General features: G+C 70.5%; 19 protein-coding genes and 4 pseudogenes. 6 read left to right on the top strand and 17 right to left on the bottom strand.

The features are described from left to right. Positions 1-190: 190 nt before the first annotated feature. The 13 genes and pseudogenes from QQS16_RS42745 to QQS16_RS42805 form a co-directional block, all read right to left on the bottom strand. On the bottom strand, positions 191-601 hold the full coding sequence (locus QQS16_RS42745) for a hypothetical protein (protein WP_286068046.1): 411 nt from the start codon (positions 599-601) through the stop codon (positions 191-193). Between the two features lie 179 nt (positions 602-780). Then, a pseudogene (locus QQS16_RS42750) lies at positions 781-1,257 on the bottom strand (alcohol dehydrogenase catalytic domain-containing protein); the annotation flags it as partial. Positions 1,258-1,261: 4 nt separating this feature from the next. Beyond that, on the bottom strand, positions 1,262-2,155 hold the full coding sequence (locus QQS16_RS42755) for a 3-hydroxybutyryl-CoA dehydrogenase (protein WP_286068047.1): 894 nt from the start codon (positions 2,153-2,155) through the stop codon (positions 1,262-1,264). Further along, complete coding sequence (locus QQS16_RS42760; RefSeq protein ID WP_286068048.1) at positions 2,152-3,342, bottom strand: acyl-CoA dehydrogenase family protein; 1,191 nt, start codon at positions 3,340-3,342, stop codon at positions 2,152-2,154. Before QQS16_RS42760 ends, QQS16_RS42755 begins: the two co-directional genes overlap by 4 nt. Before the next feature lie 99 nt (positions 3,343-3,441). Beyond that, positions 3,442-4,560 carry an alcohol dehydrogenase catalytic domain-containing protein gene (locus QQS16_RS42765; protein WP_286068049.1) on the bottom strand — a complete coding sequence of 373 codons (1,119 nt, stop codon included), beginning with the start codon at positions 4,558-4,560 and terminating at the stop codon, positions 3,442-3,444. 73 nt (positions 4,561-4,633) lie between these two features. Then, positions 4,634-6,085 (bottom strand): class I adenylate-forming enzyme family protein, encoded by a 1,452-nt coding sequence (locus QQS16_RS42770; RefSeq protein ID WP_286068050.1) that lies wholly within the window; start codon positions 6,083-6,085, stop codon positions 4,634-4,636. Then, positions 6,082-7,323 (bottom strand): NAD(P)/FAD-dependent oxidoreductase, encoded by a 1,242-nt coding sequence (locus tag QQS16_RS42775; RefSeq protein WP_286068052.1) that lies wholly within the window; start codon positions 7,321-7,323, stop codon positions 6,082-6,084. Before QQS16_RS42775 ends, QQS16_RS42770 begins: the two co-directional genes overlap by 4 nt. Continuing rightward, positions 7,320-7,643, bottom strand: a complete 324-nt coding sequence (locus QQS16_RS42780; RefSeq protein WP_286068054.1) for a 2Fe-2S iron-sulfur cluster-binding protein — start codon at positions 7,641-7,643, stop codon at positions 7,320-7,322. The genes QQS16_RS42775 and QQS16_RS42780 overlap by 4 nt, the downstream gene beginning before the upstream one ends. A 100-nt stretch (positions 7,644-7,743) precedes the next feature. After that, positions 7,744-8,970, bottom strand: a complete 1,227-nt coding sequence (locus QQS16_RS42785) for a cytochrome P450 (RefSeq protein ID WP_286068055.1) — start codon at positions 8,968-8,970, stop codon at positions 7,744-7,746. Then, positions 8,967-9,497: a cupin domain-containing protein gene (locus tag QQS16_RS42790; RefSeq protein ID WP_286068057.1), complete on the bottom strand. Its 531-nt coding sequence runs from the start codon at positions 9,495-9,497 to the stop codon at positions 8,967-8,969. Before QQS16_RS42790 ends, QQS16_RS42785 begins: the two co-directional genes overlap by 4 nt. 123 nt (positions 9,498-9,620) lie before the next feature. Beyond that, the gene (locus QQS16_RS42795; RefSeq protein WP_286068058.1) at positions 9,621-10,163 is read right to left on the bottom strand and encodes a MarR family winged helix-turn-helix transcriptional regulator; all 543 of its coding nucleotides are present in this window, start codon (positions 10,161-10,163) and stop codon (positions 9,621-9,623) included. A 23-nt stretch (positions 10,164-10,186) separates the two neighbouring features. Beyond that, positions 10,187-11,035, bottom strand: a complete 849-nt coding sequence (locus tag QQS16_RS42800) for a fumarylacetoacetate hydrolase family protein (RefSeq protein ID WP_286068059.1) — start codon at positions 11,033-11,035, stop codon at positions 10,187-10,189. Then, complete coding sequence (locus tag QQS16_RS42805; RefSeq protein WP_286068060.1) at positions 11,032-11,622, bottom strand: carboxymuconolactone decarboxylase family protein; 591 nt, start codon at positions 11,620-11,622, stop codon at positions 11,032-11,034. The genes QQS16_RS42800 and QQS16_RS42805 overlap by 4 nt, the downstream gene beginning before the upstream one ends. An 81-nt stretch (positions 11,623-11,703) precedes the next feature. Here QQS16_RS42805 and QQS16_RS42810 point away from each other — a divergent pair, with 81 nt between their 5' ends. Both QQS16_RS42810 and paaZ read left to right on the top strand, forming a co-directional pair. Further along, positions 11,704-12,564, top strand: coding sequence for a VOC family protein (locus QQS16_RS42810; RefSeq protein ID WP_286068061.1), 861 nt, complete (start codon positions 11,704-11,706; stop codon positions 12,562-12,564). 70 nt (positions 12,565-12,634) lie between these two features. Beyond that, positions 12,635-14,188, top strand: coding sequence for a phenylacetic acid degradation bifunctional protein PaaZ (paaZ, locus tag QQS16_RS42815; protein ID WP_286068062.1), 1,554 nt, complete (start codon positions 12,635-12,637; stop codon positions 14,186-14,188). A gap of 90 nt (positions 14,189-14,278) precedes the next feature. Here the strand turns inward: paaZ and QQS16_RS42820 are convergent. From QQS16_RS42820 to QQS16_RS42835, 4 genes and pseudogenes are all read right to left on the bottom strand, one after another. Next, a pseudogene (locus QQS16_RS42820) lies at positions 14,279-15,328 on the bottom strand (AI-2E family transporter); the annotation flags it as partial. Positions 15,329-15,695: 367 nt separating this feature from the next. Continuing rightward, positions 15,696-17,939, bottom strand: coding sequence for an ABC transporter permease (locus QQS16_RS42825; protein ID WP_286068064.1), 2,244 nt, complete (start codon positions 17,937-17,939; stop codon positions 15,696-15,698). A 197-nt stretch (positions 17,940-18,136) separates the two neighbouring features. Beyond that, on the bottom strand, positions 18,137-18,922 hold the full coding sequence (locus tag QQS16_RS42830; RefSeq protein ID WP_286068065.1) for an alpha/beta hydrolase: 786 nt from the start codon (positions 18,920-18,922) through the stop codon (positions 18,137-18,139). Positions 18,923-19,270: 348 nt separating this feature from the next. Next, positions 19,271-19,924: a TetR/AcrR family transcriptional regulator gene (locus tag QQS16_RS42835; RefSeq protein WP_286068066.1), complete on the bottom strand. Its 654-nt coding sequence runs from the start codon at positions 19,922-19,924 to the stop codon at positions 19,271-19,273. A 416-nt stretch (positions 19,925-20,340) separates the two neighbouring features. On the opposite strand from QQS16_RS42835, the gene QQS16_RS42840 reads away from it, so the two are divergent. From QQS16_RS42840 to QQS16_RS42855, 4 genes and pseudogenes are all read left to right on the top strand, one after another. Next, positions 20,341-20,475 (top strand): hypothetical protein, encoded by a 135-nt coding sequence (locus tag QQS16_RS42840; RefSeq protein WP_286068067.1) that lies wholly within the window; start codon positions 20,341-20,343, stop codon positions 20,473-20,475. After that, positions 20,472-21,663: pseudogene (locus QQS16_RS42845) on the top strand (NAD(P)/FAD-dependent oxidoreductase). Before QQS16_RS42840 ends, QQS16_RS42845 begins: the two are co-directional and overlap by 4 nt. A 24-nt stretch (positions 21,664-21,687) precedes the next feature. Further along, positions 21,688-21,873 (top strand): annotated as a pseudogene (locus tag QQS16_RS42850) (cytochrome P450); the annotation flags it as partial. Between the two features lie 280 nt (positions 21,874-22,153). Continuing rightward, positions 22,154-22,984 carry an SDR family NAD(P)-dependent oxidoreductase gene (locus tag QQS16_RS42855; protein WP_286068068.1) on the top strand — a complete coding sequence of 277 codons (831 nt, stop codon included), beginning with the start codon at positions 22,154-22,156 and terminating at the stop codon, positions 22,982-22,984. Positions 22,985-23,031 lie beyond the last annotated feature (47 nt).

Here is a 23,031-nt window from a genome sequence, read left to right on the forward strand (position 1 = left end):
CATCACCAGCCTCGTCGAAACCGTCCTCACCTCCACCTGACCAGCTCAACCTGAGGTTGGAAAACACTCAGTGCGGACGGTTTGGAGGCGATGGACGACGTCCGGTGCTCCGTGGCGGTGCTCACCGCACGGATTCGGGAGACGCACACCGCCCGGACGACTACACGTCTCCACACCTGGGGCCGTCAACTCACTGAGATGTACAGCTGGTCGTCCTCGTCAGATGTCCGGTGACATCTAGGGAGGCCCACATGGCGGCGACGTGTCGCCCGCAGTCCTGGATGGCCCGGTCCGCGGCCGCGAAGTCGGCCAGGGGCGGCAGGGCGGGCGTCGTATCCAGGACCTCCCGGATTGGCGTCCATACGGGGCCAAGAAGTCGCTGGACTGCAGGGTGGTCCTCGTAGCCGGTCAGCAGCGGCGCGTTCCCTCCAGCCTCCTCCACAGCGTCGGCGTGCGCGATCAGCTTGAGCACCTCGCCCGTGCCGAAAATCAAGCGTCCGCACATCTCGTCCAGGCCGATCCGGTGCGTCCGGTATGAATGAACAATGAACGAGGTCGGCCCATCCGGGGTCCACGTCATCGAGAAGGCTGGCGAAGGCATCGCGGTAGCCCTCGCCCAAAAGGTCGGCAAGGGTGAACGGCCGGGCCTCGCCGCCCCCGCCCGCGGTCACAGTGGCGAACTGGCCCATGAGCGCGTTGGAGAACAGATCGCACCGGAACTCATCGGCGGCCTCGTACGCCCAGATCGCCGCCACCTCTTCCGGCGTCTTGTCACGGGCACCCAGCCACCTGCGGGGCGACCGCCGGGTCGACCTTGGTGCACTGCCCGGCGGCGACCAGGGTCTTCTCGGCGAAGGCACCGATACCGAGGGCCGGAGACAGCTCCCGGCCGCTGCCCGCGAGGGTCATCCTCTGCTCGGCGTTGCGGGTGTCGAAGCAGAACCACGGGCGCCCCCGCAGACAGGCGCGGCACTGCCCGCACACGGCACGCCAGTTGAGGATCACGAAGTCCCCGGGCGCCACATCGGTGACGCCCTCGCCGACCGACTCCACGACGCCCGCCGCCTCATGGCCGAGCAGGAAGGGGAACTCGTCGCTGATCCCGCCCTGTTTGTAGTGCAGGTCGGTATGACACACCCCGCACGCCTGGATGCGTACGACCGCCTCCCCAGGCCCTGGGTCGGGCACGACGATCGTCTCCATCCGCACCGGCTCGCCCTTGCCCGGTGCGATCACGCCGCGTACTTCCTGCGCCATGGGGTCAGTCGCCCTTCTTCGATTCCGAGTAGTCGTGGAAGCCGCGCCCGGACTTTCGTCCGAGCAGGCCGGCCTCCACCATGCGCAGCAGCAGCGGAGGCGCGGCGTGCAGCGGTTCCTTGAAGTCGGCGTACATCGCGTCGGCGATCGCCCCGAGGGTGTCCAGGCCGATCAGGTCGGCCAGGCTCAGCGGGCCCAGGAGGTGGGCGCAGCCGAGGACCATGCCGGTGTCGATGTCCTTCGCGGAGGCGAAGCCGGACTCCAGCATGCGGATCGCGGAGAGCAGGTACGGCACCAGGAGGGCGTTCACCACGAACCCGGCCCGGTCCTGGGAGCGGATCACCTGCTTGCCGAGCACGTCGGTGACGAACTCCGCCGCGCGCTGTTGGGTGTGAGTGCTCGTCAGCAGGGACGGCACGATCTCCACCAGGCCGAGTACCGGGACCGGGTGGAAGAAGTGCACCCCGATCACCTGGTGCGGGCGTGTGGTGGCCATGCCGAGTTTCATGATGGGGAGGGACGAGGTGTTCGACGCGAGCAGCGCGTCCTCGCGGGTGACGACCCGGTCGAGTTCGGCGAACAGTTCGACCTTGGTCTTCTCATCCTCTGTCGCCGCCTCCACCAGCAGGTCCCGGTCGGCCAACTCGGTGAGGTCGGGGGTGACCCGGACCCGGGCGAGTGCGGCGTCGTGTTCCTCGCCGGTGAGCTTGCCGCGCCGTACGCCCCGGTCGAGCGAGGCGGTGATCCGGACCCGTCCGGCATCGGCCGCGCCCGGACTCACCTCGTGGACCACCACGTCCAGCCCGGCCCGGGCGCACACTTCGGCGATGCCCGCGCCCATCAGACCGCAGCCGATGACACCGACCCGACGGATGTCGGCGCCCGGCGCACCGCTCACCGGAAGGCCGCCTGCCCCGTCAGCGCCTGGCCGATCATGAGGGTGTGCATCTCGACGGTGCCCTCGTAGGTGAGGATCGACTCCAGGTTGTTGGCGTGCCGGATGACCGGGTACTCCAGTGAGATGCCGTTGGCGCCCAGGACGGTGCGGGCGGTGCGGCAGATATCCAGTGCGGCACGGGTGTTGTTGAGCTTGCCGTAGCTGACCTGTTCGGGGCGCAGGCCCCGGTCGTCCTTGGTGCGGCCCAGGTGGAAGGCCAGGAGCGTGCCCTTGGCCAACTCCAGCGCCATGTCGGTCAGTTTGGCCTGGGTCAGCTGGAAGGAGCTGATCGGGCGGCCGAACTGGACCCGGTCGCCCGCGTAGGCCAGCGCCGCCCGGAACGACGACCGTGCGGCACCCATCGCGCCCCACGCGATCCCGTACCGCGCCTCGTTGAGGCAGGACAGCGGCCCGCGCAGTCCGCGTACCTCAGGCAGCACGGCGGATCCGGGCAGTCGTATCGAGTCGAGCACGAGCTCGCTGGTCACCGAGGCCCTCAGTGACATCTTGTGCTTGATGGCGGGTGCCGAGAAACCGGGGGTGTCGGTGGGGACGACGAAGCCGCGTACGCCGTCCTCGGTGCGGGCCCAGACGACGGCCACGTCGGCGACCGAGCCGTTGGTGATCCACATCTTGCGCCCGTCGAGGAGCCAGTCGTCACCGTCTCGGCGGGCGGTGGTGCGCATGCTGCCGGGATCGGAGCCGGAGTCGGGCTCGGTGAGGCCGAAGCAGCCGATGGCGGTGCCCGCCGCGAGGCGCGGCAGCCACTCCTCCTTCTGCTCCTCGGAGCCGAAGGCATGGATCGCGTACATGGCCAGCGAGCCCTGGACCGACACCAGGGAACGCAGCCCGGAGTCGGTCGCCTCCAGTTCCAGACAGGCCAGGCCGTAGTCGACGGCGCTCATCCCCGCGCAGCCGTAGCCCTCCAAGTGCATGCCCAGCAGGCCGAGTTCGCCGAGTTCCTTGGTGAGGCCGCGGATGTCCTCGATCTCGCCCTGTTCGAACCACTCGGCGATGTACGGTTCGACGCGCCGGTCGCAGAAGGTGCGCACGGCGTCGCGTACGGCGTGCTCGTCCGGCGTCAGCAGGCTGTCGAGTTCCAGCAGGTCGAGGGGGTCGGCCGGGCGCGGGGAGTGTGGGGTGTGCATCAGGTCTCCAGGGATCGGGAGGGGGAGAGGAGGAGGCCGCCGGTCAGGGGAGGACCGACGGCCTCCGGTCAGAAGGCGGCCGTCAGGTCGTCACGTCGCTCACGCGGTGGCGGTCGGGCTGATGATGAAGTTGCTGAAGCCGCCGTTGCGTCGGGCGAATCCGCCGATGGCGTCGTTGACCTGCTCCAGTGGGAACACCTGGTGTTCCAGCGGGCCGAGATCCAGCAGGCCCCCCTCGACCATGTCGGCCATGGCCTGCCCCTCGCCGGAGGTGAACCACGCCGAGCCGATCAGCCGCAGCTGCTGGTCCATCATCCGGTGGATGTCGATGGGCAGGTCACCGGCGACGGCGCCGATGTTCACCGCGATGCCGCCGCGCGCCATGGCGCGCATGCCGGCCCGGAAGGTCTCGTGCGGGGCGCCGGGGCCGAGCGCGTCGATGTAGATGTCGACGCCGTAGCCGTCGGTCTGCTCGTGGATCCACTCGTCGACCGGGCCGTCGTCGAGGGAGTGCAGGTGCAGCCGGCCGTTCGCCAGCTTGCCGGCCTGGTCGAGCAGGTCCTTGTCGCGGCCGGTGCCGTATACGTGGGTCAGGCCCAGGGCGGGTGCGAGGAGCGCGGCGCCGATGCCCAGGGTGCCGCTGATGCCGTTGATCAGAATCGTCTTGCCCGGGCCTGCCCCGGCCTTGCGGAGAGCGGAGTACATGGTGCCGAGGTAGCCGAAGCGGGCGGCGGCGTTGAACGACAGTGCGTCCGGCAGCTTCACCAGACTGTAGGCGGGCGCCACCATGTACTCGGCGAGGCCGCCCTGGTAGCGGTCGAGCAGGTCGAGCGCGGTCGGTGAGAAGCCGAAATATCCGGCGAAGGCGTAGCTGGCGCAGTTGATCGAGTCGTCGTTGCGACAGGACCGGCACGACCCGCAGGAACGGCCCGGGTTGACGTACACCCGGTCGCCCGGCTTGAACGCCTGGACACCCTCACCCACGGCCTCGACCACGCCCGCCGGGTCCAGTCCGAAGATCGCCGGCAGGGTCGGCAGCGGGCTGTGCGGGAACCAGGTCGTCCACATGTTCAGGATGTTGGCCAGGTTCGGAACGATGTTGACGGCGTGGACGGCCACGCGGACGTCACCGGGGCCGGGCTCGGGAACGGGGAGTTCCTCGATCCTCATCGGCTCGCCGACGGCGTGCATCCGCGCGGCTCGCATGGTCGCACTCATGGCGTCTCCTCGGGTATGACTGGGGGAGACAGCGCCCACTTGGGCGCGGTCCCTGGGAGTTGTGGAGGACGGGTCAGTTGTCCAGCAGCGTCGTCAGCCGCGCGCGCTGCAGCTTTCCGGTGGCCCCGCGGGGCAGTGCGGGGACGACGCACAGGCGCCGGGGCCACTTGTGCCGGGCGAGCCGGCCGTCGAGGTGACCGCGGACGTCGTCCAGGGTCGGCGTACCGGAGTCGGTGACGAGGAAGGCGGTCACGACCTCACCCCAGACCGGGTCCGGCGCCCCGGACACGGCTACCTCGACGACACCGGGGAAGTCGGCGAGGGCGTTCTCGACCTCGGCGGGATCGACGTTCTCCCCGCCGGTGATGATGGTGTCCTTGAGCCGGCCGACGACCGAGAGGCGGCCCTCCGCGTCGAACCGTCCGCGGTCCCCGGTGTGGAACCAGCCCTCCCGATCGGCCACGGGCACCGTTCCGGCGGCGGTCCAGTACGCGTCCGCCACCGACGGCCCCCGCACCCAGATCTCACCGGAGGAACCGGCCAGGGCGGTCGACCCGGTCGCGTCCACGACCCTCAACTCGACCTGGGGAACCGACGATCCGGTGGAGTTCGCCGTCTCGTCGGGCGCGGAGTACGTCACGCCGGCGCTGGTCTCCGTCAGGCCGTAGGAGTTGATCACACCGATCCCGCGCGCTCGGAACTGCTCGCGGGTGGCGGTCTGGGCCGGCGATCCGCCGGACAGGATCCACCGCAGCGTGTCCAGGTCGCCGCTGCCGAAGCGGGGGTGGCGGGCCAGCAGGGCGGACATGGCCGGCACGGCGAAGGCACAGGTGACCTTGTGGCCGAGGACCAGGTCGATGAACAGGTCCGGGTCGAAGCGCGGGGCCAGGATCACCGTCCCGCGCCGTGCCCAGGTGTACTGCGGAAGCCCGCCGAGCACGGCGACGTGGGCCAGCGGCGTGGAGACGAGGGCGGTGTCGTCCTCGCCGACGGGCAGCCGCGACAGGCCGCCCGCCATGCTCCAGTACAGGTTGTCGTGGGTCAGCGCGACGCCCTTGGGACGGCCCGAGGTGCCGGACGTGAACGCGATGATCGCGATGTCCGAGCCGGTCGGGGGCTCTCCGGCGACGGGCGCGGACGGCTCGTCGTCGACGTGCAGGTCGTCCCACGTCAGGCGGATGCCCGTCCCGTCCGGGAATCCCTCGCCGCCCACCACCGCACGCGGCGCGGTTTCCTCGCAGACGACGGTGAGCTCGCCCTCGGTCACCTGCGGGTGCAGCGGCACGAGCACCGCCCCCATCCGCGTCACCGCGAACAGCGTGATCAGGGCCTCGGGCCGGGCCGCGCCCTGCATCACCACGCGATCGCCCTTGCGTACCCCGTACTTGTCGAGGCGGGCCGCGGTCCGCCGTACGGCCAGGTCCAGTTCGGCATAGGTCCAGGTCCGGTCCTCGAAGACGAGGGCGGTCCGGGACCCGGCCTCGACCGCGGTGGTGAGGAGGTGGGCGCCGAAGGTGCTCGTCATGCCCTCACCTCCGCCGCGCGTCTGGCCCGGGCGAGAGCGCCGAGAGTCGTCCCCGCCAGGTCGCCGGCCAAGACCGGCGTCCGACGCTCCAGCAACCGGCGGGCCGCCAGATGTTCGGCGGGCCAGTTCAAGGTCTCCACGGCCACCAGCAGACCGTCGCGGAAGGCGTACCCGGCCAGCCGCTCCGGGGAGTCGCCGGGCACGAGGCGCACCTCGTCGGCAGGGGAACGCAGCCCGGCGATCTGCAACTTGACGTCGCCCTGGTCGCTCCAGAACCACGGCAGACTCTCGTACGAGGCGGGCGAGCCGGCGATGCGTCGGCCGACCAGCGTCCCCTGGTCGATGGCGTTCTGCACCGACTCCAGCCGGACCAGCCCCTCCGCGTGCGGATGCGGATGGCGAGCGCAGTCACCGACGGCGGAGATCCGGGGATCGGTGACCGAGCGCAGCTGCTCGTCCACGACCACGCCGTCCGCCACGGCGAGTCCGGCCTCCCCGGCCAGGTCGTCCCGGGGGATGGCGCCGATGCCGTAGACGACGAGGTCGGCGGCCAGGACCTCGCGGTCCGTGACGACCCGCTCCACCCGGCCCGGTCCCTCCAGGGCCCGTACGCCCGTCCCGGTCAGGACCCGGACACCGGCATGCTCGTGCCGTTCCCGCAGAGGGCGCTCCAGCTCCGGTGACACGGCCCGGCTCAGCAACCGGTCGGCCAGCTCCAGCACGGTCACCCGTGCGCCGCGTGCCAACGCGACCCGGGCCAGCTCGAGGCCGATGAACCCGCCGCCGACGACGACCACGTCACGGGCCGTCGTCAGTGCCCGGCCGATTGTCAGGGCGTCGTCGAGTGAGCGCACGGCGTGGATGCCGTCCAGCTCGGCGCCGGGGACGGGCAGCGGACGGTTGCGCGCGCCGGTCGCCAGCACGAGATGGGCGTAGGGAACGCGGGCCCCGGTGCGGGAGACGACCGTGGCGGCGGCGGTGTCGAGGGCGACCACGTCGTCCCCGAGCCGCAGGTCGATGTTCCGCTCGCGGTAGAAGGACTCCGGCACCAGCTCGACGCGGAGACCCTCCGGCTCGGTGTGGGCCTTCTTCGACAACGGCGGCCGCTGGTAAGGCAGATGGGGCTCGGCGGCGAACACGCTGACCGGACCGTCGTAGCCGGATGCGCGCAGTGTCGACACGACGCTGAACGCGGCCTGCCCGCCGCCGACGACGACCACGCCCGCCGCGCTCGTCATACCTGCTCCTCGGGTACGTGGACGACCAGGCCGTCGAGGGCGTCGGAGAGGTGGATCTGGCAGCTGAGCCGACTGGTGGGCCGCCGTTCGGCGGCGGTGAAGTCCAGCATCTCGTCCTCGACGTCGTTCGGCGGGCCTACCAGCTCGGCCTGTGCCGAGTCGACGTAGACGTGGCAGGTGGCGCAGGAGGCGTTGCCGCCGCACTCGGCGACGATGCCCGCGACGCCGCCTGAGACGGCCGCCTGCATGAGCACGGTCCCCGACACGGCAATGACTTTGCGTTCGGTCCCGTCGGGCAGCTGGAAGATGACGGTGGGCATGAAGTCCTCCCGATGGGGACGGCTCAGGCGGCTCTACCTTCTTGATCGGTCGATCGAGCCATTCGTGCAGTTGGGTCGCCCAGGGTGCTGGGTGTGACTGTCATGCGGTTGCTTGCCAGGTGACGTCGAGCGAGGTGAGCCCGCGGAAGACCCAGCCGTCCAGGCTGCCCGCGGCGGAGCCGCTGTCGGATGCTGTCGCGCCGTCGTCGAGGCGGAGTCCCTTCAGACGGCTGAAGACGAGGGGCCAGGCGATGGCGCTGACCTCGTGGCGCGCGACCCATGCGCCCATGCAGAAGTGCGGTCCGCCGCCGAAGGCGAGGTGGGGGCGGTGCGGGCGGTCGAGGTCGAACTCGTCGGCCCGTTCGAAGACCGACTCGTCGCGGTTGCCCGAGGCGATGACGAGGGCGACGCGGCTGCCCGCGGGCAGGGTGACGCCGGCTATCTCGTAGTCCTGCGTGAGCTGGCGGGGATACATGCCGATCGGCGAGATCCAGCGGGCGGTCTCCTCGAAGACCCGCTTCCAGGCCGATGGGTCCTTGAGTGCCCGGTCCAGAGCGTCGGGCCGTTGAAGCAGCGCCCAGGCGCCCACGCCGAACACGTCGCGCGGCTCGTTGACGCCTCCGCCGATGATGACCTTGACGTTGTTCTGGATCTCGGCGAGTTCCACCGGGTCAGCCGCGTGGACCATGGAGGAGATCACCGAGCCGTCGGGCTCGCGGCGTGTGACCTCCGCCATTTCGGCCACCGCTTCCTCGATGGCCCGGGTCGCGCGCTCGGCGCGGAGCCAGATGTCGGGGTCGTCGGCGTAGTTGCTGTTGCCGTCCATCATCGCCCGCGACCAGTCGGCGATGTCGTCGGCGCTCGCGTTGCGCAGGCCCAGTACCAGTGCCAGGTTGGCGGCGACGAGCGGCTCGGCGAAGTCGCGTATGAGGTCGCCCTCGCCGCGGCCGGCGATCCGGTCGAGCAGCTTGTGCGCGGTGCGCTCGAAGGCGGCGGCCCACTGGTCGCGGACCTGGCGGGGTCGGGTGGGCGGCTCGGCCGCGGCCCGCAGACGCCGGTGGTCCGGGTCGTCCTCGCGGAGCATGTTGGGGCCGACCGTGCGCAGCAGCAGCGAGCCCTCCTCGCGGGAGCTGAAGACCTCGGGCAGCTTCTCGGCGTGGACGATGTCGTCGTACCGGGTGAGCAGGTGCCGTCCCACCGAGGGGACCCAGGCGAGCGGGGCGGTGCGGCGCAGCTCGGCGTAGGCGGGGTAGGGGTCGCGGCGCAGCTCGGCGAGATCGAGCTCGACGACGGGCGCGCCGGGCGCCGCCGTCGTCAGGGCGCTCATGAGGTGGCTCCCGTGCCCATCAGGACGAAGAACACCGTGGCGGGCTCCTCGCCGAGGTTGCGCCAGGCGTGCCGGGTGGCGTTCTGCACGATGAGGTCACCGGGCTTCAGTACCGCGGTCTCGCCGCCGTCGAGGTCGAGGACGATCTCGCCGCTCAGGACGACGCCGTAGTCGACGGTGGGTGTGGTGTGCATGCCGGGGTTGTCGGGCTCGAAGAGCTCGGCGAGGCCGGGGCTGGCCTCCAGCTGCTCGGCGGCCGCGGCCGCGGGGTCCCAGCTCGGGTCGGCGTAGACACTGGCCGGCGGGAAGGTGACGGTCAGCGCGACGGTCTCGCCCGGAGCGGGCACGAAGGACTTCAGGGACGCCGTCGGGTCGGCCGACGGGAGGGCGGGTGCGGCCGTGTTCCACACGAGGGACCGGGCGAAGCCGGGGGTATGGGTGAACTGGCGGGTGCGCGGCGGCTCGCCGTCACTGACGATCACGGGCTTGCCGCTCGGGCTGACACCGGTGACGACTCGACGGACCATGATTCTCTCCCTTGAGAAACCAACCTACTGTTAGACGCTTGACGGTAAAGGTTCTTACTGATCTCGACGAGCGTGGTCCGGCGGCTCCGAGCACGAGTCGGTGGGCCGGTTCCCCGGGCCCGGTCACTCCGCGGGCGGGGTCTCCTGGTTGACCAGCGTACGCAGCAGGTGGACCAGTTCACTGAGCTGATCGTCGCGGAGTACGGCGGTCCACGCCCGCTCGCGCTTCGTCTGCGCCTGGATGGCCAGCCGCAGTGTTTCCTGGCCCTCCGGGGTGAGCTCGACGAACAGCTGACGCCGGTCGGTCTCGACGCGTTCACGCGTGACCAGGCCACGGCTCTCCAGGGTCGCCAGCGCGCTCGAGATGCTGGCTCGGGTGGACCCCGAGACCCGGCCGATGTCCTGTTGGCCGAGCGGGCCGTAGATCCACAGGGCGTTCAGGATCCGGAAGCCCGCCCAGGTCAGGCCGAGCGGCCGGTGGACGTGCTTCTCGAAGTCCTTGGTCAGCCGGGCCTCGAGACGGGTGAGGTCGGTGACCATCTCGATCGCGTCGAGGTCCCGCGGATCGGTGGTGCCCAGCTCACGATGGTGGTGGCGCAGGAGCTCGGAGAACTCCCGGGTTCGGCTGGTGCCCGTGGTGCCCGGCTCGCGCACGGTGTCCGTCACGATCTCGCGCCTTCCGTTCGATTTCAACCGGCGATGACCGGGTTGACCATAGTGCCGACGCCGGTGACCTCGGTCCGCAGGACCTTGCCTTCGGTGAGGTAGAGGCGAGGTGTACGGCGGACTCCGCAGCCGGCCGGGGTGCCGGTGAAGATCAGGTCGCCCGGCTCGAACGTCACCCGCTTCGACAGCCAGGCGATCAGTTCGGGCACGCTGAAGATGAGGTCGGAGGTGCGGCCGCGCTGCACCTCGAGGTCGTCGACCCAGCCGGCCACCTCGATGTCGTCCGGGTCCTCGAACTCGTCGACGGTCACCAGATAGGGGCCTATCGGGCTGAAGGTGTCGTACGACTTCGGCAGCGTGAACTGGTTGATCGGCTTGCGCCACTGCTCCTTGCGGTCGCTGATGTCCTGGCCGGCGGTCACGCCCGCCACGTACGACCAGGCGTCGGCCTGCGAGATGTTCTTGCCGGTGCGGCCCATGACGACCACGAGTTCGGCTTCGTAGTCGACCTTGTCGTACTGCGGCTCCACGACGATCGCGTCGTAGGGGCCGACCACGGACGACGCGAACTTGGCGAACACCGACGGCTCGTCGGGGACCGGGAGATTCGACTCCTCGGCGTGCGCCCGGTAGTTGAGGGCGACCCCGATGGCCTTGTACGGCTTGGCGACCCGGCCCAGTTCGCGCGGGTCGAACTCCCGCCAGTCCGCCTCCGCGGCCCGCTCGGCGAGGGTGCGCAGCTCGTCCTGGAGGGACAGGTCGCAGAGCACCTCCAGGCGGGGCTCGATCGCCCCCTTGCTCGCGTTCGCGATGTCGAGGGCACGGTCGTCGCGCACGACGACGGGGCGGCCGGCGAGGTTGGCGAGCTTCATGCGGGCACTTCCTTCTGAACGGCCTGGTCGGCGGGGTGGGGGAGGGGCAGGGTGAGGTCGCCCTGGACCTGGACGCAGAGCGTGTTGATGACGGTGGCGATGGTCAGGTACTGGCCGACGGTGTAGAGGACGTCGATGACCTGCTCGGTGCTCAGGTGGGCCGTCAGCCGGTTCCACAGCTCGTCGTCCACGCCCTGCCGGTCGACGAGCGAGTCGGTGGCGGTGAGCAGCACCCGGTCGAGGTCGTCGAGTCCGTCCCAGGCGCCGGTCGCGGCCGCCAGGATCGCCTCGTCGGACAGGCCGGCCCGGCGGGCGATACGCACGTGCTGGTCCCACTCGTAGGCCGCCTGCGCCCGGGCGGCGATCCGCAGGATCATCAGCTCCCGGGACGGCAGCGGCAGGGTGTTCTTGCCCAGCACATGGTTGCTGAAGACGAGGTAGCGGCGCAACGCGTCCTCGTGGTGGGCCAGGGTCGCCCAGATCGTGTGGATCCGGCCGTCCTGGTCGCGGTACGGCGCCAGCGACGCCAGTGTCTTCTCCTGCAGGTCGGTCTCGTCGACGGGCTGCAGGCGGGGTTTCTCCGGCATCGGAGTCCTCCTCGGCTCGATGACCGCAAGGTATTCGTCAGAGCCTTGACCGTCAAGGGTCTAACAAATACCGTCTTCGCCATGACGATCCAGAGCCTTGGTTACGTGGGGATCGGCACGCCCGATCCGACAGCGTGGGCGGAGTACGCCCGCACAGTGATAGGTCTCGCGGTCGAGACCGGGGACCCTGGTGGGCCCGTGCGCCATCGCCTGCGGATGGACCAGCATCCGTTCCGCATGTGGCTGACGGAGGCGGAGACCGGTGGTGTCACGGTCATCGGCTGGGAGGTCCGTGACGGGGCGGCGATCGACGAGATGACGGTGCGCCTCAAGGAGTCCGGCGTCGACGTGACGGCCGGCACCGAGGAGGAGTGCCGGGACCGGCAGGTGACCCGCATGGTGCACTTCGACGGCCCCCTCGGCATCCGCACCGAGCTGTTCTGCGGCCGTCGTCTCGCCCCGAGCCAGTTCGTGTCACCGCTGGGCGTCGACTTCGTGACCGGCGAGCAGGGACTCGGGCACGTGGTGATGAAGACGCCGCACGTCCAGGAGGCGGTGGACTTCTACTGCGACGTACTGGGCTTCCGGCTCAGCGACACCGCCGACTACCCCTGGGGCACGTTCTACTTCCTCGGCTGCAACCCCCGGCACCACAGCATCGCCTTCATCCGCTCGTACAGGAACGAGGGCACCCACCACATCCTGTGCGAGGTGACCACCCCGGAAGAGGTCGGCCGCGCCCTGGACCGGACGCGTGAACACGACGTCGAACTCATGGCCACGCTCGGCAAGCACGCCAACGACGGGATGTTCTCCTTCTACATGACCTCACCGGCCGGCTTCGGCATCGAGATCGGCGCGGGCGGCGTGCAGGTCGACGAGAGCACCTGGGTGAGCCGTACGTACACGGCCGACATCTGGGGTCACCACCCGGTCCCGTAGCGGACTGCGGGGCGAGCCGCCCCTCCACGTAGTCAACCCCGACCCCTCCGACGAAAGCGGGCCGCATCCCATGCTTCTCGAGAGCTATCTGCAGGACACCTGGGCCGCGCCGGCGGCCACCGAAGCCCCCGCGGCCGACGTGCACGACGCCGTCACCGGAGAGTTGGTCTGCCGCGTCTCCTCCACGGGCCTCGACCTGGTGGCCGCGTTCGACCACGCCCGCCGCGCCGGCGGCCAGGCACTCCGGGTGCTGACCTTCCACCAGCGAGCAGACCTGCTGGACGCGGTCACCGCGGCTGTCCGCGCACGCCGCGAGGAGCTGTACGCCCTGTCGACCCGCGCCGGAGCCACCCTGGCGGACGCCCGCCACGACGTCGACGGCGGCATCCGCGTCCTGCGCGACTACGCGATCCGCGCACGCACCGAACTGCCGGACGCGCCCCACCTTCTCGAAGGCCCCGCCGAACGCCTCACCCGGGGTGAGGACTTCCTCGGCGTCCACCTCGTCACCCCCTCACCGGGCCTGATGCTTCAGGTGAACGCCTTCAACTTCCCGGTCTGGGCACCCCTGGAGAAGCTGGCCCAGGCGCTGCTGGCCGGCCTGCCCAGCGTGATCAAGCCGGCCAGCCCCACCGCCTACCTCACCGAACACCTCGTGCGGATCGTCACCGACGCAGGGGTCCTGCCGCCCGGCTCCCTGCAACTGGTCGTCGGCTCGGCACGGCCGGCGCTCGACCTGCTCCAGGAACAGGACATCCTCTCCTTCACCGGCTCGGCCGCCACCGCACAGACGCTGCGCACACATCCCAACCTGGTGGCCCGCTCCGTACGCTTCAACGCGGAGGCCGACTCCGTCAACGCCATCGTGCTGGCCCCGGACGTCACGCCCGGAACGCCGCTCTTCGAGGCGTTCGTACGCGAGGTCGTGACCGAGATGACGGTCAAGGCGGGCCAGAAGTGCACCGCGATCCGCCGCGTCCTCGTCCCACGGGAGCACGAGGCAGCCACGCTCGACGCCGTCGCAGCCGAGCTCGCCGGGGTGACCATCGGCAACCCCGCCGCGGAAGGAGTGCGGATGGGGGCGGTCGTCAGCCTCGCGCAGCGCGACGACGTACGCCGCGCGGTGCGGCGGATCGCGGAGTCCGGGCGCCTCGTCCACGGTGACCCGGACAAGGTGAGGGTGGTCGACGCCGACCCGCAGCGGGGGGCTTTCCTGGACACCCTCCTCATCTCCGCGGACCCGGACGCCGCCGCGCCCCACGAGGTGGAGCCGTTCGGACCGGCCGCGACCGTGCTGGCCTACCGCGACACCGCCCACGCCATGGAGCTGGTGGCGCGCGGCCGGGGCAGCCTCGCCGCCTCGGTCGTCGGCGACGACCTCGCCTGGACGACCGCCTTCGTACGGGAGGCGGCCCCCTGGCACGGCCGGCTGCACCTCATGGACTCGGTGAACATGACGCAGACCACCGGCCACGGATCACCGCTCCCCGCCCTGCGACACGGAGGCCCCGGCCGGGCCGGCGGGGGATCGGAGATGGCAGGCACCCGAGGCGTCCTCGACCTGATGCAACGCACGGCACTCCAGGCATCGCCCCGACTCCTCGACACCTTCCGTACCAAGTGACTTCGGTGTCGTCGGTGCGAGGGGTCCGTACGGTGTGACCGTCAGCGGCCCCGGCGGCACGGGCACGTCGTCGTGGGCGCCGATCATCGGGCTCTCGGTGATCCCCGCGGCCCCGCTCGCCGCTTCCGCGTGTCGCCCCCGGAGCTCTGAAATCACTCCGAACGCTGCTGCGGTCAGGGGCACAGCGAGGAGCATGCCGAGGATGCCGGCGACCGAGGCACCGGCCGTGAGTGCCATCAGGACCACCGCTGGGTGCATCTGCACCGTGCGGCTGTGGATCATGGGCTGGAGCACGTTCCCCTCGATTGCCTGGACGACGAGAAGCAGGCCGAGGACCCACAGCGCCTTCGTGGGACCGCCGTCCGCGAACGCGACGAGGACCGCGACCGCGCCCGACAGGAGGGCACCGAGGTAGGGGATGTAGGCGCCGATGAACACCAGTGCCCCGAGCCCGACGGCGTTCGGCACCTGGAGGATCAGCAGAACGACCGTCATGCAGACGGCGTCGATGAAGGCGATGATCGTGGTGCCGCGCATGAAGCCCTCGACCGCCTGAAAGGCGCGGCGGGCCATGGCGACAGCGGTGTCCCCGGAGCCGCGTGGCGCGAGGGAGCGCAGTGAGACGACGGCCTTGTCGGAGTCGCGCAGGAAGAAGAACAGCAGCAGGATCGCGAGCACCGCCGTCGCGATCATCTCCGTGAGCAGGCTGACGCCGCTCATCACGCCGGCGACCGCGGTGCCGCCGAACTGGGACGCCAGGTCCTTCGCGTTGGTGGCGATCTCGTCCAGTGAGGTCCCGGCCGCTTCGAACCTGTCGCTGATCGACTGCGCCGCGTCCCGCAGCGAGGAGATGATCTGGTCGCCGGTGTCAATCAGGGCGGTCACCACGATGTAGGCGGCCCCGCCCATGACCAGGACCACAGCGGCGCAGGTCAGCCCGGCGGCAAGGGACGTGTTGACTTTCAACGCGACCAGTCGCCGGTAGAGCGGGCCGAGCAGGGCCGCGCCGAGCAGCGCCAGCAGAACCGGCGTGACGACGGCCTGGAACGTGACGCAGAACCAGACGATCAGGGAGACGACGCCGCTGAGGAGGAGCACCAGGGCGCTTCCGGCGGCGAGGCGCCGTGCGGGTTCCGGCAGCGGGCTCTGCCGGCCGCAGCCCGGCTGCGGCCGGCCCGCACCGGCCCCCTCATCGGCAGGCCGGTGCTGCGTATCGCCGGACGCGCTCGGTGCACCGGCTCTCTCTGATGGCCGGGCTGTCCCTCCGTGAAGACCTCTTCGAGGGTCTTTCGTACGGCTGCTGCTCATCGTGTTTCGTCTCGCCTCTCACACGCAGGCCGCCGACCGCGACCGGTACTCGACTGTGGCTTCGTGATTTCGAGCCGGACCGGCCGAGATCGGGCAGTGGTGACGTCTGGTCAGGCTCGGGCGTCTGCGTTGGGGCCACCCTTGAGGTGGCGGTGCGGCGTGTGGGGCCCCGTCTGGTCGGACGGGGCCCCACACAGGGTCAGGAACGTCGGCGCAGGGCTCGCCGCCTGCTGCTCAGGGAGACGGCGCGCGATGCTGCCTCGGGCGCCGGTCCGATCGAGCCGGCTGGTACGGGCTGCTCGGCTTGCCCACCGAGTGCCGGGGTGCCGCTGCCGTCCGTCGTGTCCGCCCCGTCGGTGCCGCGGGTGCGGTCGCGGCGGGCGATGGCCCAGTCGATGCCGATGTGGATCAGCAGGCACACGATGCCCCAGGTGGCGATGGTCCCCAGGTGGCCGGCGACACCGGAGCCGTCGAAGTAGACGGTGGCGCGGACGATGTCGACCGCGGCGGGCAGGGGCAGGATGCCGTTCAGGTCGCGGAAGAACTCGGGGACCATGTAGAGGGAGACGCCTCCGCCGGAGGCGGGGATCCCGGCCAGTAGGGCGATCACCAGGACGGGGATGATCCCGGCGATGCCGAGGGTGCGGGTGAAGACTCCGGTGAACATCGAGATGCTGAAGATCGTCAGGGCTCCGAAGCCGATCATCGCCCAGCCGTGGCTGTTGATCGCGCCGATCAGGACGTCGAACAGGAACCACAGCCACACGGCCATGCCGACCGCGTAGCCGGCGAGCATGGGCAGGAGCTGCCGCAGGCGCTTGATCTCAGGGGCACCGCCGCGCAGGACCGCCATGACCAGGAAGCCGGCCATGATCCAGGACATGGCCGCGTACATGCTGTTGCTGCCGCCTGAGTCGGAGTCGTTCAGCGGCTGGACGTCGGTCAGTTCCAGCTGCGTTTTCTGGCTCGCCGAGATCTGCTGGAACATCGACTGCAGCGCGGAGTGCTGACTCGCGCCCGCGGCCGAGGAGGTGTACAGCGTGGCCTCGCCGCCCCTTGAGGTGGGCAGGACGTACACGCCGACCGTCTCGCCCTCGCGGATCTGGTCCGTCGCCGCGTCGAGGGAGGTGCTGGTGGTCAGGGAGAGCAGGTCGCCCAGGCCGTCCTGAAGACCGCGGGCCGCCTGCGTGGCCTGTTCCTGTGAGGCGCCGACGACCACGACGGGCATGTCGCGGACCTGCGGCTGGTGCAGGGAGGCACTCATCAGGCCGACGACGACGGTGAGGATGGTCAGCGGGAAGGCGGCCACCGCGAAGTACCGGAGCCGCTTGGAGCGCACCGGGCCACCGGCCATCGCGGGCCGGGGGAAGTGGGGGTCGTCGGTCGCCTCGGTGTTTGGAATGGTGATCCCCTTGCGGCGCTCCACCAGGAGGTTGAGCGCGAGGGCGGCGACGAGCCAGACGGCGAGGGTGAGCAGGTGGGTGCCGACGCCGCGGCCGTCGAAGTAGACGATGGAGCGCAGCGCCTCGCCCGCGGCCGGCAGCGGCAGCACGTTGTGCAGGAAGCCGAAGAAGCCGGGCATCGAGTGGATCGGCATGGCGAGGTTGGAGGCGGGCACTCCGAAGACCATCCACAGCAGCATGCCGGGCAGCACCGCCAGTCCGCCCACGAGTTTCACGAACAGCAGCTGGCTGAGGGCCACGGCGCCCGTCGCGAGCAGGGCGACCCCGACGAACGCCGGGTAATGTCCGTCGACGGCGCCGACGACCGGTCCCAGGATCAGCCAGATCAGCGAGCTGGTCGCCACCGCCCAGCCGGCCAGCAGCGGCAGGAACCTGCGCACGGCGAGTAGATGCGGCACCGCCGCGATCATGCCGCTCAGCGGGGAGTACCCGACCATCATCATGCCGATCGCGGCGAACAGCACCCCGATGCCCGAGCTGTCACCGGCGGGCAGAGGGGCGATGTCCTGGTTCTTCGTGGTCCAGTCGTGGCCGGCTGCCACCGGGGCGAGGAGCTGCTTGACCGTTCCGGCCTGTGAGGCGCCGGCTGCCTGGGCCGTGTAGAGGGTCGCCTCGGTGGCGCCGGCCGCGGGGATCTGCAAGACACCGGCGACGTCACGGTCCTTGAGCAGGTCGAGCGCCTCCGAGCGGTCGGCGACCAGCCGGGGATCGGCGGCGCCGTCCTCGGCGGACTCCAGCTCGTCGACGACGGACTGGGCCACGGCCCCCGAACCGACGACGGCGACCGGCATGTCCCGCGTCTTCGGCGAGTGCATGGTGCCCATGTACGTCGCGTACATCATCGTGACCATGAGGAACGGCATGACGAAGAGGAAGACGTACTTGACGATCTTCATCTTCCGGTCCGCGTCGGACGTACCCGCCTCGGACGAAACCGGCTCACGCCCGCTCGCTTCGCGGACGGGGGTCGGTGTTTCCATGATGTGCTCCTGATCAATGTGCTGGGGCGCAAGGCGCAGGCGCCTTCTCCGCGCTGTGCGTGGGCATGGGCTGTCAGCCCGACCGGGAGCGCTCTCGCGCAGGGGCAGCCGGCCAGGCTCTGGAGGACTTCGATGTCGATGCGGGTGCGCGCCGAGGGGCGCGCCGCGTTCAGCGCCGAGTGACGCGCCGGTGTGTGTCAGCCGTACAGCGCGGCATCCAGCGCCCGCGCCTGCAGGCGCCAGAACTGCTGGGAAACGTCGGCCTTGGGGAACACCGCGTCGAACCCGTGGAACGCGCCCGGAACAATGTGGAGTTCGCAGGGGACTTTGCTGTCGCTGAGGCGGCGCGCGTACTCCACGTCTTCGTCATGGAAGAGATCGAGGGTGCCGACGCCGATCCAGGCCGGGGGGAGCCCGGTGAGGTCCTCGCGGCGGGCTGCGGCCGCGTACGGGGAGACGTCCGGGCCCGCTACGGCGTCGCCGAGGTAGGACGACCAGCCGTACTGGTTGCTCTTGGGAGTCCAAAGACGCATGTTCCGCGCGTCCAGGTCCGTTCTCGTCGTCGTGCGGTCGTCGAGCATCGGGTAGACCAGCAGTTGGAACACCGGCCGGATCTCGGCACGGTCATGGGCGAGCAGCGCGAGGGCCGCGGCGATTCCGCCACCCGCGCTGGCACCCCCGATCGCGATGCGGTCGATGTCGATGTGGAGTTCGCTCGCCCGCGCGATCAGGCCGCGCAGTGCGGCGTAGGCGTCCTCGACGGCCGCGGGCGCGGGACTGTCCGACGCCCGTCGATAACGGACCGCGGCGACGGTGATGCCGAGTTCGCGGGCGAAGGCGATGCTCGTCCGGTCGTCTTGTTCCGGGGCTCCGAAGATGAGGCCGCCGCCGTGTATCCACAGCAGGGCCGGAACAGCAGCCTTCAAGCCGGTCGGCTGGAAGACGCGGAGCGAGACGGACGGTGCGCCCTTCGGCCCGGGCACGACTATTTCCTGAACGGTGAGGTCGGTCCCAGGGGCGGTGGGGCGCGGCTTCAGACTCCGCATGAGGCGCGAGGTCACGGGCCCGTAGGACATCTTGGGGAGGAAGCGTGCGCGCGTGAGATCGGGGTGGAAGGCATTCATCGGTTTCTCGGGCTCTCTTCTGCCGCACCGGCAGACCGGTGTGCGTTGGCGCGGTGGCGCCCGGCCGGCGCCGTGGCAAGCCGTTGCCGACGGAATGAGGATCGGTTCAGCGTGCATGGAATCGTTGCCATGAGGCGCTCCTCCTCATCAAGGGTTTGCGAGATCACGCGCCCCCCGGCGCGTGGACAGCGACACAGGTGGGGATGGCTAGGAAGCCGCCACGGCGGCACCGGTGGGAAGGCCGGCGCGCACGTGTAGAAGGCCCTCTCGGACAAGATCGGGCAGCGCGACGTCGGTGTGGCCTTGTGCCCACATCTCCATGGACGTCCGCAGTACGGCAGCTGCCGCGGCGGCCAGCAGGCGAGGAGTCAAGTCCCGCTCGGCGTCGGTGCCGGTGCGTTCGGCGAAGAGTTCCGCGAGCTGCTGATCAGCCTGCTCGTACGTGACCAGGTGCTGTGCCCGCATCGACGGTTGCTCGCCGACCACGCGCATCAGCACCGCGATGTTGTCCCGTTGACCGGCGTATTGCGCGGCGAAGGACGGAAGCACCTGTGTCAGGGAGTCCCACGGCGGCTCCTCCGCGGGCCTGGCGCGCATGGCGTCGAGCAGGGAAGTGCCGCTCCGTACCAGGCCGTCGAGGATCGCCTCCTCGCGACTGGCGAAGTAGTTGCGAAACGTGCGCGGCGACACATCCACTGCCGCAGCGATCGCCTCCGGGGTGGCCGCGTCGAGTCCCCGCTCGACCATCAGGGACCAGGCCGCACGGCTCAATGCCGCCCGGGTCGCCAGCTTCTTCCGTTCGCGCAGGCTCGGCTCTTTCGTCATGCCGACCACCATCCAGGATTTTTTCCAGCTTGGCAAGTTTTCCTTCTTGGCAAGATCGGGTGAACGTGTCTAGTGTGGGCCGCGGCGGCAGCTCGTTATGAGCCTGGCACTCCACCAAACGCCAGTCACGGCTGTTCGAACGCCCATGCCGCCGATGGTCATCGCCATGGCAAGCCGGTTCGCCGGCCCCCCTTTGGGGCAGCTCACCGTGCGCGCCCCACGGTGCCGTATTCCGACGCGCGGGCATGGTCTGAGACGCGCTGCGGCACAGCGCGCTCTTCGGGAACGCACAGGGCCACTGTCGGCCCGGCGCGGGCCGTGCCCATCTCGGCCGGAGCGGTGCGAGGTCACGAAGCCGTAAGTAGTGGTCGCGGCCGGCGACTTCCTGAACCGGTGTCCACCGCACCTGGGCGATCCGGACGCGAACCGGCGATTCAACGAAGGAGATCCAGATGAAAGAGAAGGCCGATGTTCCCAAGTGGGTTGCCTCCGGGCAGTACGTGCTGATCGCGCCCCACCTGCACGACGCGGTCCGAGAGTCGGCCATGGTCTGCCCGGCCACCGCCGTCCACCTGGCGGAGTCGTGAACCGGGTCGTCATTGTCGGCGCGTCGGCGGGCGGGCTGGCCACTGCGGAGGCGCTGCGCAGGCTGGGGTACGAGTGTGGGCTCACACTCGTCGGCCGCGAGAAGCATCTGCCGTACGATCGCCCGCCGTTGTCGAAGCAGATCCTGACGGGGGAGTGGCAGCCGGACCGGCTGCCACTGCGTCGGCCGGAGGACATCGACGCGCTGGGGCTGGACCTACGTCTGGGCATGACCGCGAGCGGGCTGGATACGGCGAGGCGCACCGTGGGTCTGGCCGACGGCACCCGCGTGTCGTACGACGCCCTGGTCATCGCGACCGGAGTCCGTCCCCGTGACCTGCCCGGAACCGAAGGGCTGGCGGGAGTGCACACGCTGCGCACCCTGGAGGACGCTCTGGCGTTCAAGGCGCGGCTGCGGCCCGGGCGGAGACTGGTGATCGTCGGCGCCGGGTTCATCGGTGCCGAGGCGGCCGCCGTGGCCCGTGGAGGTCACGCTCCTGGAGGCGGCTCCCCTCCCTCTGGCGCAGGCTGTCGGTGAACAGGCCGGTCAGTTCCTGGCCCAGATCCACCGTGACCACGGGGTCCGGCTGCACACCAGAGCCCAGGTCGCCGGAATCCTCGGGGCCGACGGCGAGGTCCGTGGCGTCGGGCTGGTCGACGGAACCGTCCTCCCGGCGGACGACGTACTGGTCGCCATCGGCTCCCTGCCCAACACCGAGTGGCTGGCCGGCAGCGGGCTCACCGTGGACAACGGACTGGTCTGCGACGAGTTCAGCGCGGCCGCACCCGGCGTGTACGGGGTCGGGGACGTGGCGCGCTGGCACAACCCGCTCTTCGGTACGGCGATGCGCATCGAGCACCGCACCAACGCCGCCGAGCAGGGCATGGCCGTCGCCCGCAACCTGCTGAACCCGGACACGCGGCGGCCGTTCGCGCCGGTGCCGTACTTCTGGTCCGACCAGTACGAGATGAGGATCCAGGCGTACGGATACCTCCGCGGCCACGACGAAGCGCTGGTCATGGAACACGACTCGGCGCAGCGACGGCTCCTCGTCGCCTACCGGACAGGGGACCGGCTGGCCGGCGTACTCGCCGTGGGCCTGCCGCCGAAGACCGTCCGAGCCATGCGGGCCCTCGTCGCGGCCGGCACCGCATGGGAGTCGGCCGCCAGTGACGCAGCCGCCGCCTGACCGCGAGCTCAACGACTCGGCGACGTCGCCTTCGGCTACGGCATCCACCAGTGCCTGCGCCGGCCCCCGGCCCGCGTCGAACTCCAGGTGGCCCTTCCCCCCCTGCTGCGCAGGCTGCCCGGGCTGCGGCTGGCGGTGCCGCTGGAGGAGTTGCGGCTCCGGCACGACATGGCCGTCTACGGCGTCCGCGAGCTGCCGGTCGCCTGGTGACCGGCAGCGCGGACAGCGCCCTGCGCGGTCAGCCACCGCAGGCCCCGGCTCACTGAGCCCGGGCACACCGACTGGGGCCGCTGTGAGCGGCGGCGGCCCCACCGCGCCGTGCTCCGTGGGGACAGGGGGTACGGCGCACATCCCGGGCCCGGCGGCGGATGTCCCACCGCCGCCGGGCCCGCGGACAACGGTCCGCAACGCAAGGACCACCGCCGACCACCAGGCGGGATCAGACCGTACGCACAGAGGCGTGAAACGGGCATAGAGAAGAGGAATACCCATGAGCGGCACGGGATTTGAAGGGCGCAGCGTCATGGTTACCGGGGCGGCCTCGGGCATCGGCAGGGCCGCGGCCCTGATGTTCGCCAAGGAGGGAGCCAAGGTCCTGGTCGCGGACCTGGACAAGGACGGTGCCGAGGAGACCGCCAAGGCGATCGAGGCGGCGGGTAGCACCGCCGTCGCAGTCGCCGGCGACCTCAGCGACCCGCAGGTGGTCGACGAGGTCGTGGCCACCGCCATCCGGACCTTCGGCAGCCTGGACGTCCTGGTGAACAACGCAGGCATCACAGACAGCATGTCGGCTCTGGCCGACGTCGAGGACGCCGAGTGGGAACGCGTCATACGGATCAACCTGACGGCGCCCTTCCTGCTGACCCGGGCCGCGTTGCCGCACATGCTTGAAGCGGGCCACGGCACGATCGTCTTCACCGCGTCCGAGGCCGGGTTCCGCGGCAGCGCGTCCGGTACCGCCTACACCGCCTCCAAGCACGGCGTCGTGGGCCTGGTCAAGAGCCTCGCCGTGATGTACCGGGGGCAGGGCATCCGCACCAACGCCATCGCCCCGGGCGGGACACAGACCAACAACCTCACCAACTCCCTGGAACCCGCCAAGATCACGGCCCTCGTGAACACCATGCTGGGCGAGGCCCAGCCCGACGGCGAGCCGGCCCCGCACGGGCCGACCGTCATGCGCGACCTCCTCCGCACCAACCCCGGCCGACGGTCCACCCCCGAGGAGCAGGCCGCCGCCATCGTCTTCCTCGCCTCCGATGCCGCCGAGATGATCAACGGCGCTGTCCTGCCCGTCGACGACGGCTGGTCCGCCGTCTGACGAGCCGCCCCGCGCACCGGCCGACACCCCGGGGCGCGGGTTCGGGC

This window comes from Streptomyces sp. ALI-76-A, from assembly GCF_030287445.1.
Classification (GTDB): Bacteria; Actinomycetota; Actinomycetes; order Streptomycetales; family Streptomycetaceae; genus Streptomyces.

What these genes read in the sequence shown, in the direction of transcription:
- paaZ (WP_286068062.1), top strand. Translation starts at nt 12,635, where the DNA reads ATGCTTCTCGAGAGCTATCTGCAGGACACCTGGGCCGCGCCGGCGGCC.
- QQS16_RS42760 (WP_286068048.1), bottom strand. Translation starts at nt 3,342, where the DNA reads ATGCACACCCCACACTCCCCGCGCCCGGCCGACCCCCTCGACCTGCTG.
- QQS16_RS42775 (WP_286068052.1), bottom strand. Translation starts at nt 7,323, where the DNA reads ATGACGAGCGCGGCGGGCGTGGTCGTCGTCGGCGGCGGGCAGGCCGCG.
- QQS16_RS42780 (WP_286068054.1), bottom strand. Translation starts at nt 7,643, where the DNA reads ATGCCCACCGTCATCTTCCAGCTGCCCGACGGGACCGAACGCAAAGTC.
- QQS16_RS42810 (WP_286068061.1), top strand. Translation starts at nt 11,704, where the DNA reads ATGACGATCCAGAGCCTTGGTTACGTGGGGATCGGCACGCCCGATCCG.
- QQS16_RS42840 (WP_286068067.1), top strand. Translation starts at nt 20,341, where the DNA reads ATGAAAGAGAAGGCCGATGTTCCCAAGTGGGTTGCCTCCGGGCAGTAC.
- QQS16_RS42790 (WP_286068057.1), bottom strand. Translation starts at nt 9,497, where the DNA reads ATGGTCCGTCGAGTCGTCACCGGTGTCAGCCCGAGCGGCAAGCCCGTG.
- QQS16_RS42770 (WP_286068050.1), bottom strand. Translation starts at nt 6,085, where the DNA reads ATGACGAGCACCTTCGGCGCCCACCTCCTCACCACCGCGGTCGAGGCC.
- QQS16_RS42745 (WP_286068046.1), bottom strand. Translation starts at nt 601, where the DNA reads ATGCCTTCGCCAGCCTTCTCGATGACGTGGACCCCGGATGGGCCGACC.
- QQS16_RS42855 (WP_286068068.1), top strand. Translation starts at nt 22,154, where the DNA reads ATGAGCGGCACGGGATTTGAAGGGCGCAGCGTCATGGTTACCGGGGCG.
- QQS16_RS42805 (WP_286068060.1), bottom strand. Translation starts at nt 11,622, where the DNA reads ATGCCGGAGAAACCCCGCCTGCAGCCCGTCGACGAGACCGACCTGCAG.
- QQS16_RS42765 (WP_286068049.1), bottom strand. Translation starts at nt 4,560, where the DNA reads ATGAGTGCGACCATGCGAGCCGCGCGGATGCACGCCGTCGGCGAGCCG.
- QQS16_RS42825 (WP_286068064.1), bottom strand. Translation starts at nt 17,939, where the DNA reads ATGGAAACACCGACCCCCGTCCGCGAAGCGAGCGGGCGTGAGCCGGTT.
- QQS16_RS42785 (WP_286068055.1), bottom strand. Translation starts at nt 8,970, where the DNA reads ATGAGCGCCCTGACGACGGCGGCGCCCGGCGCGCCCGTCGTCGAGCTC.
- QQS16_RS42800 (WP_286068059.1), bottom strand. Translation starts at nt 11,035, where the DNA reads ATGAAGCTCGCCAACCTCGCCGGCCGCCCCGTCGTCGTGCGCGACGAC.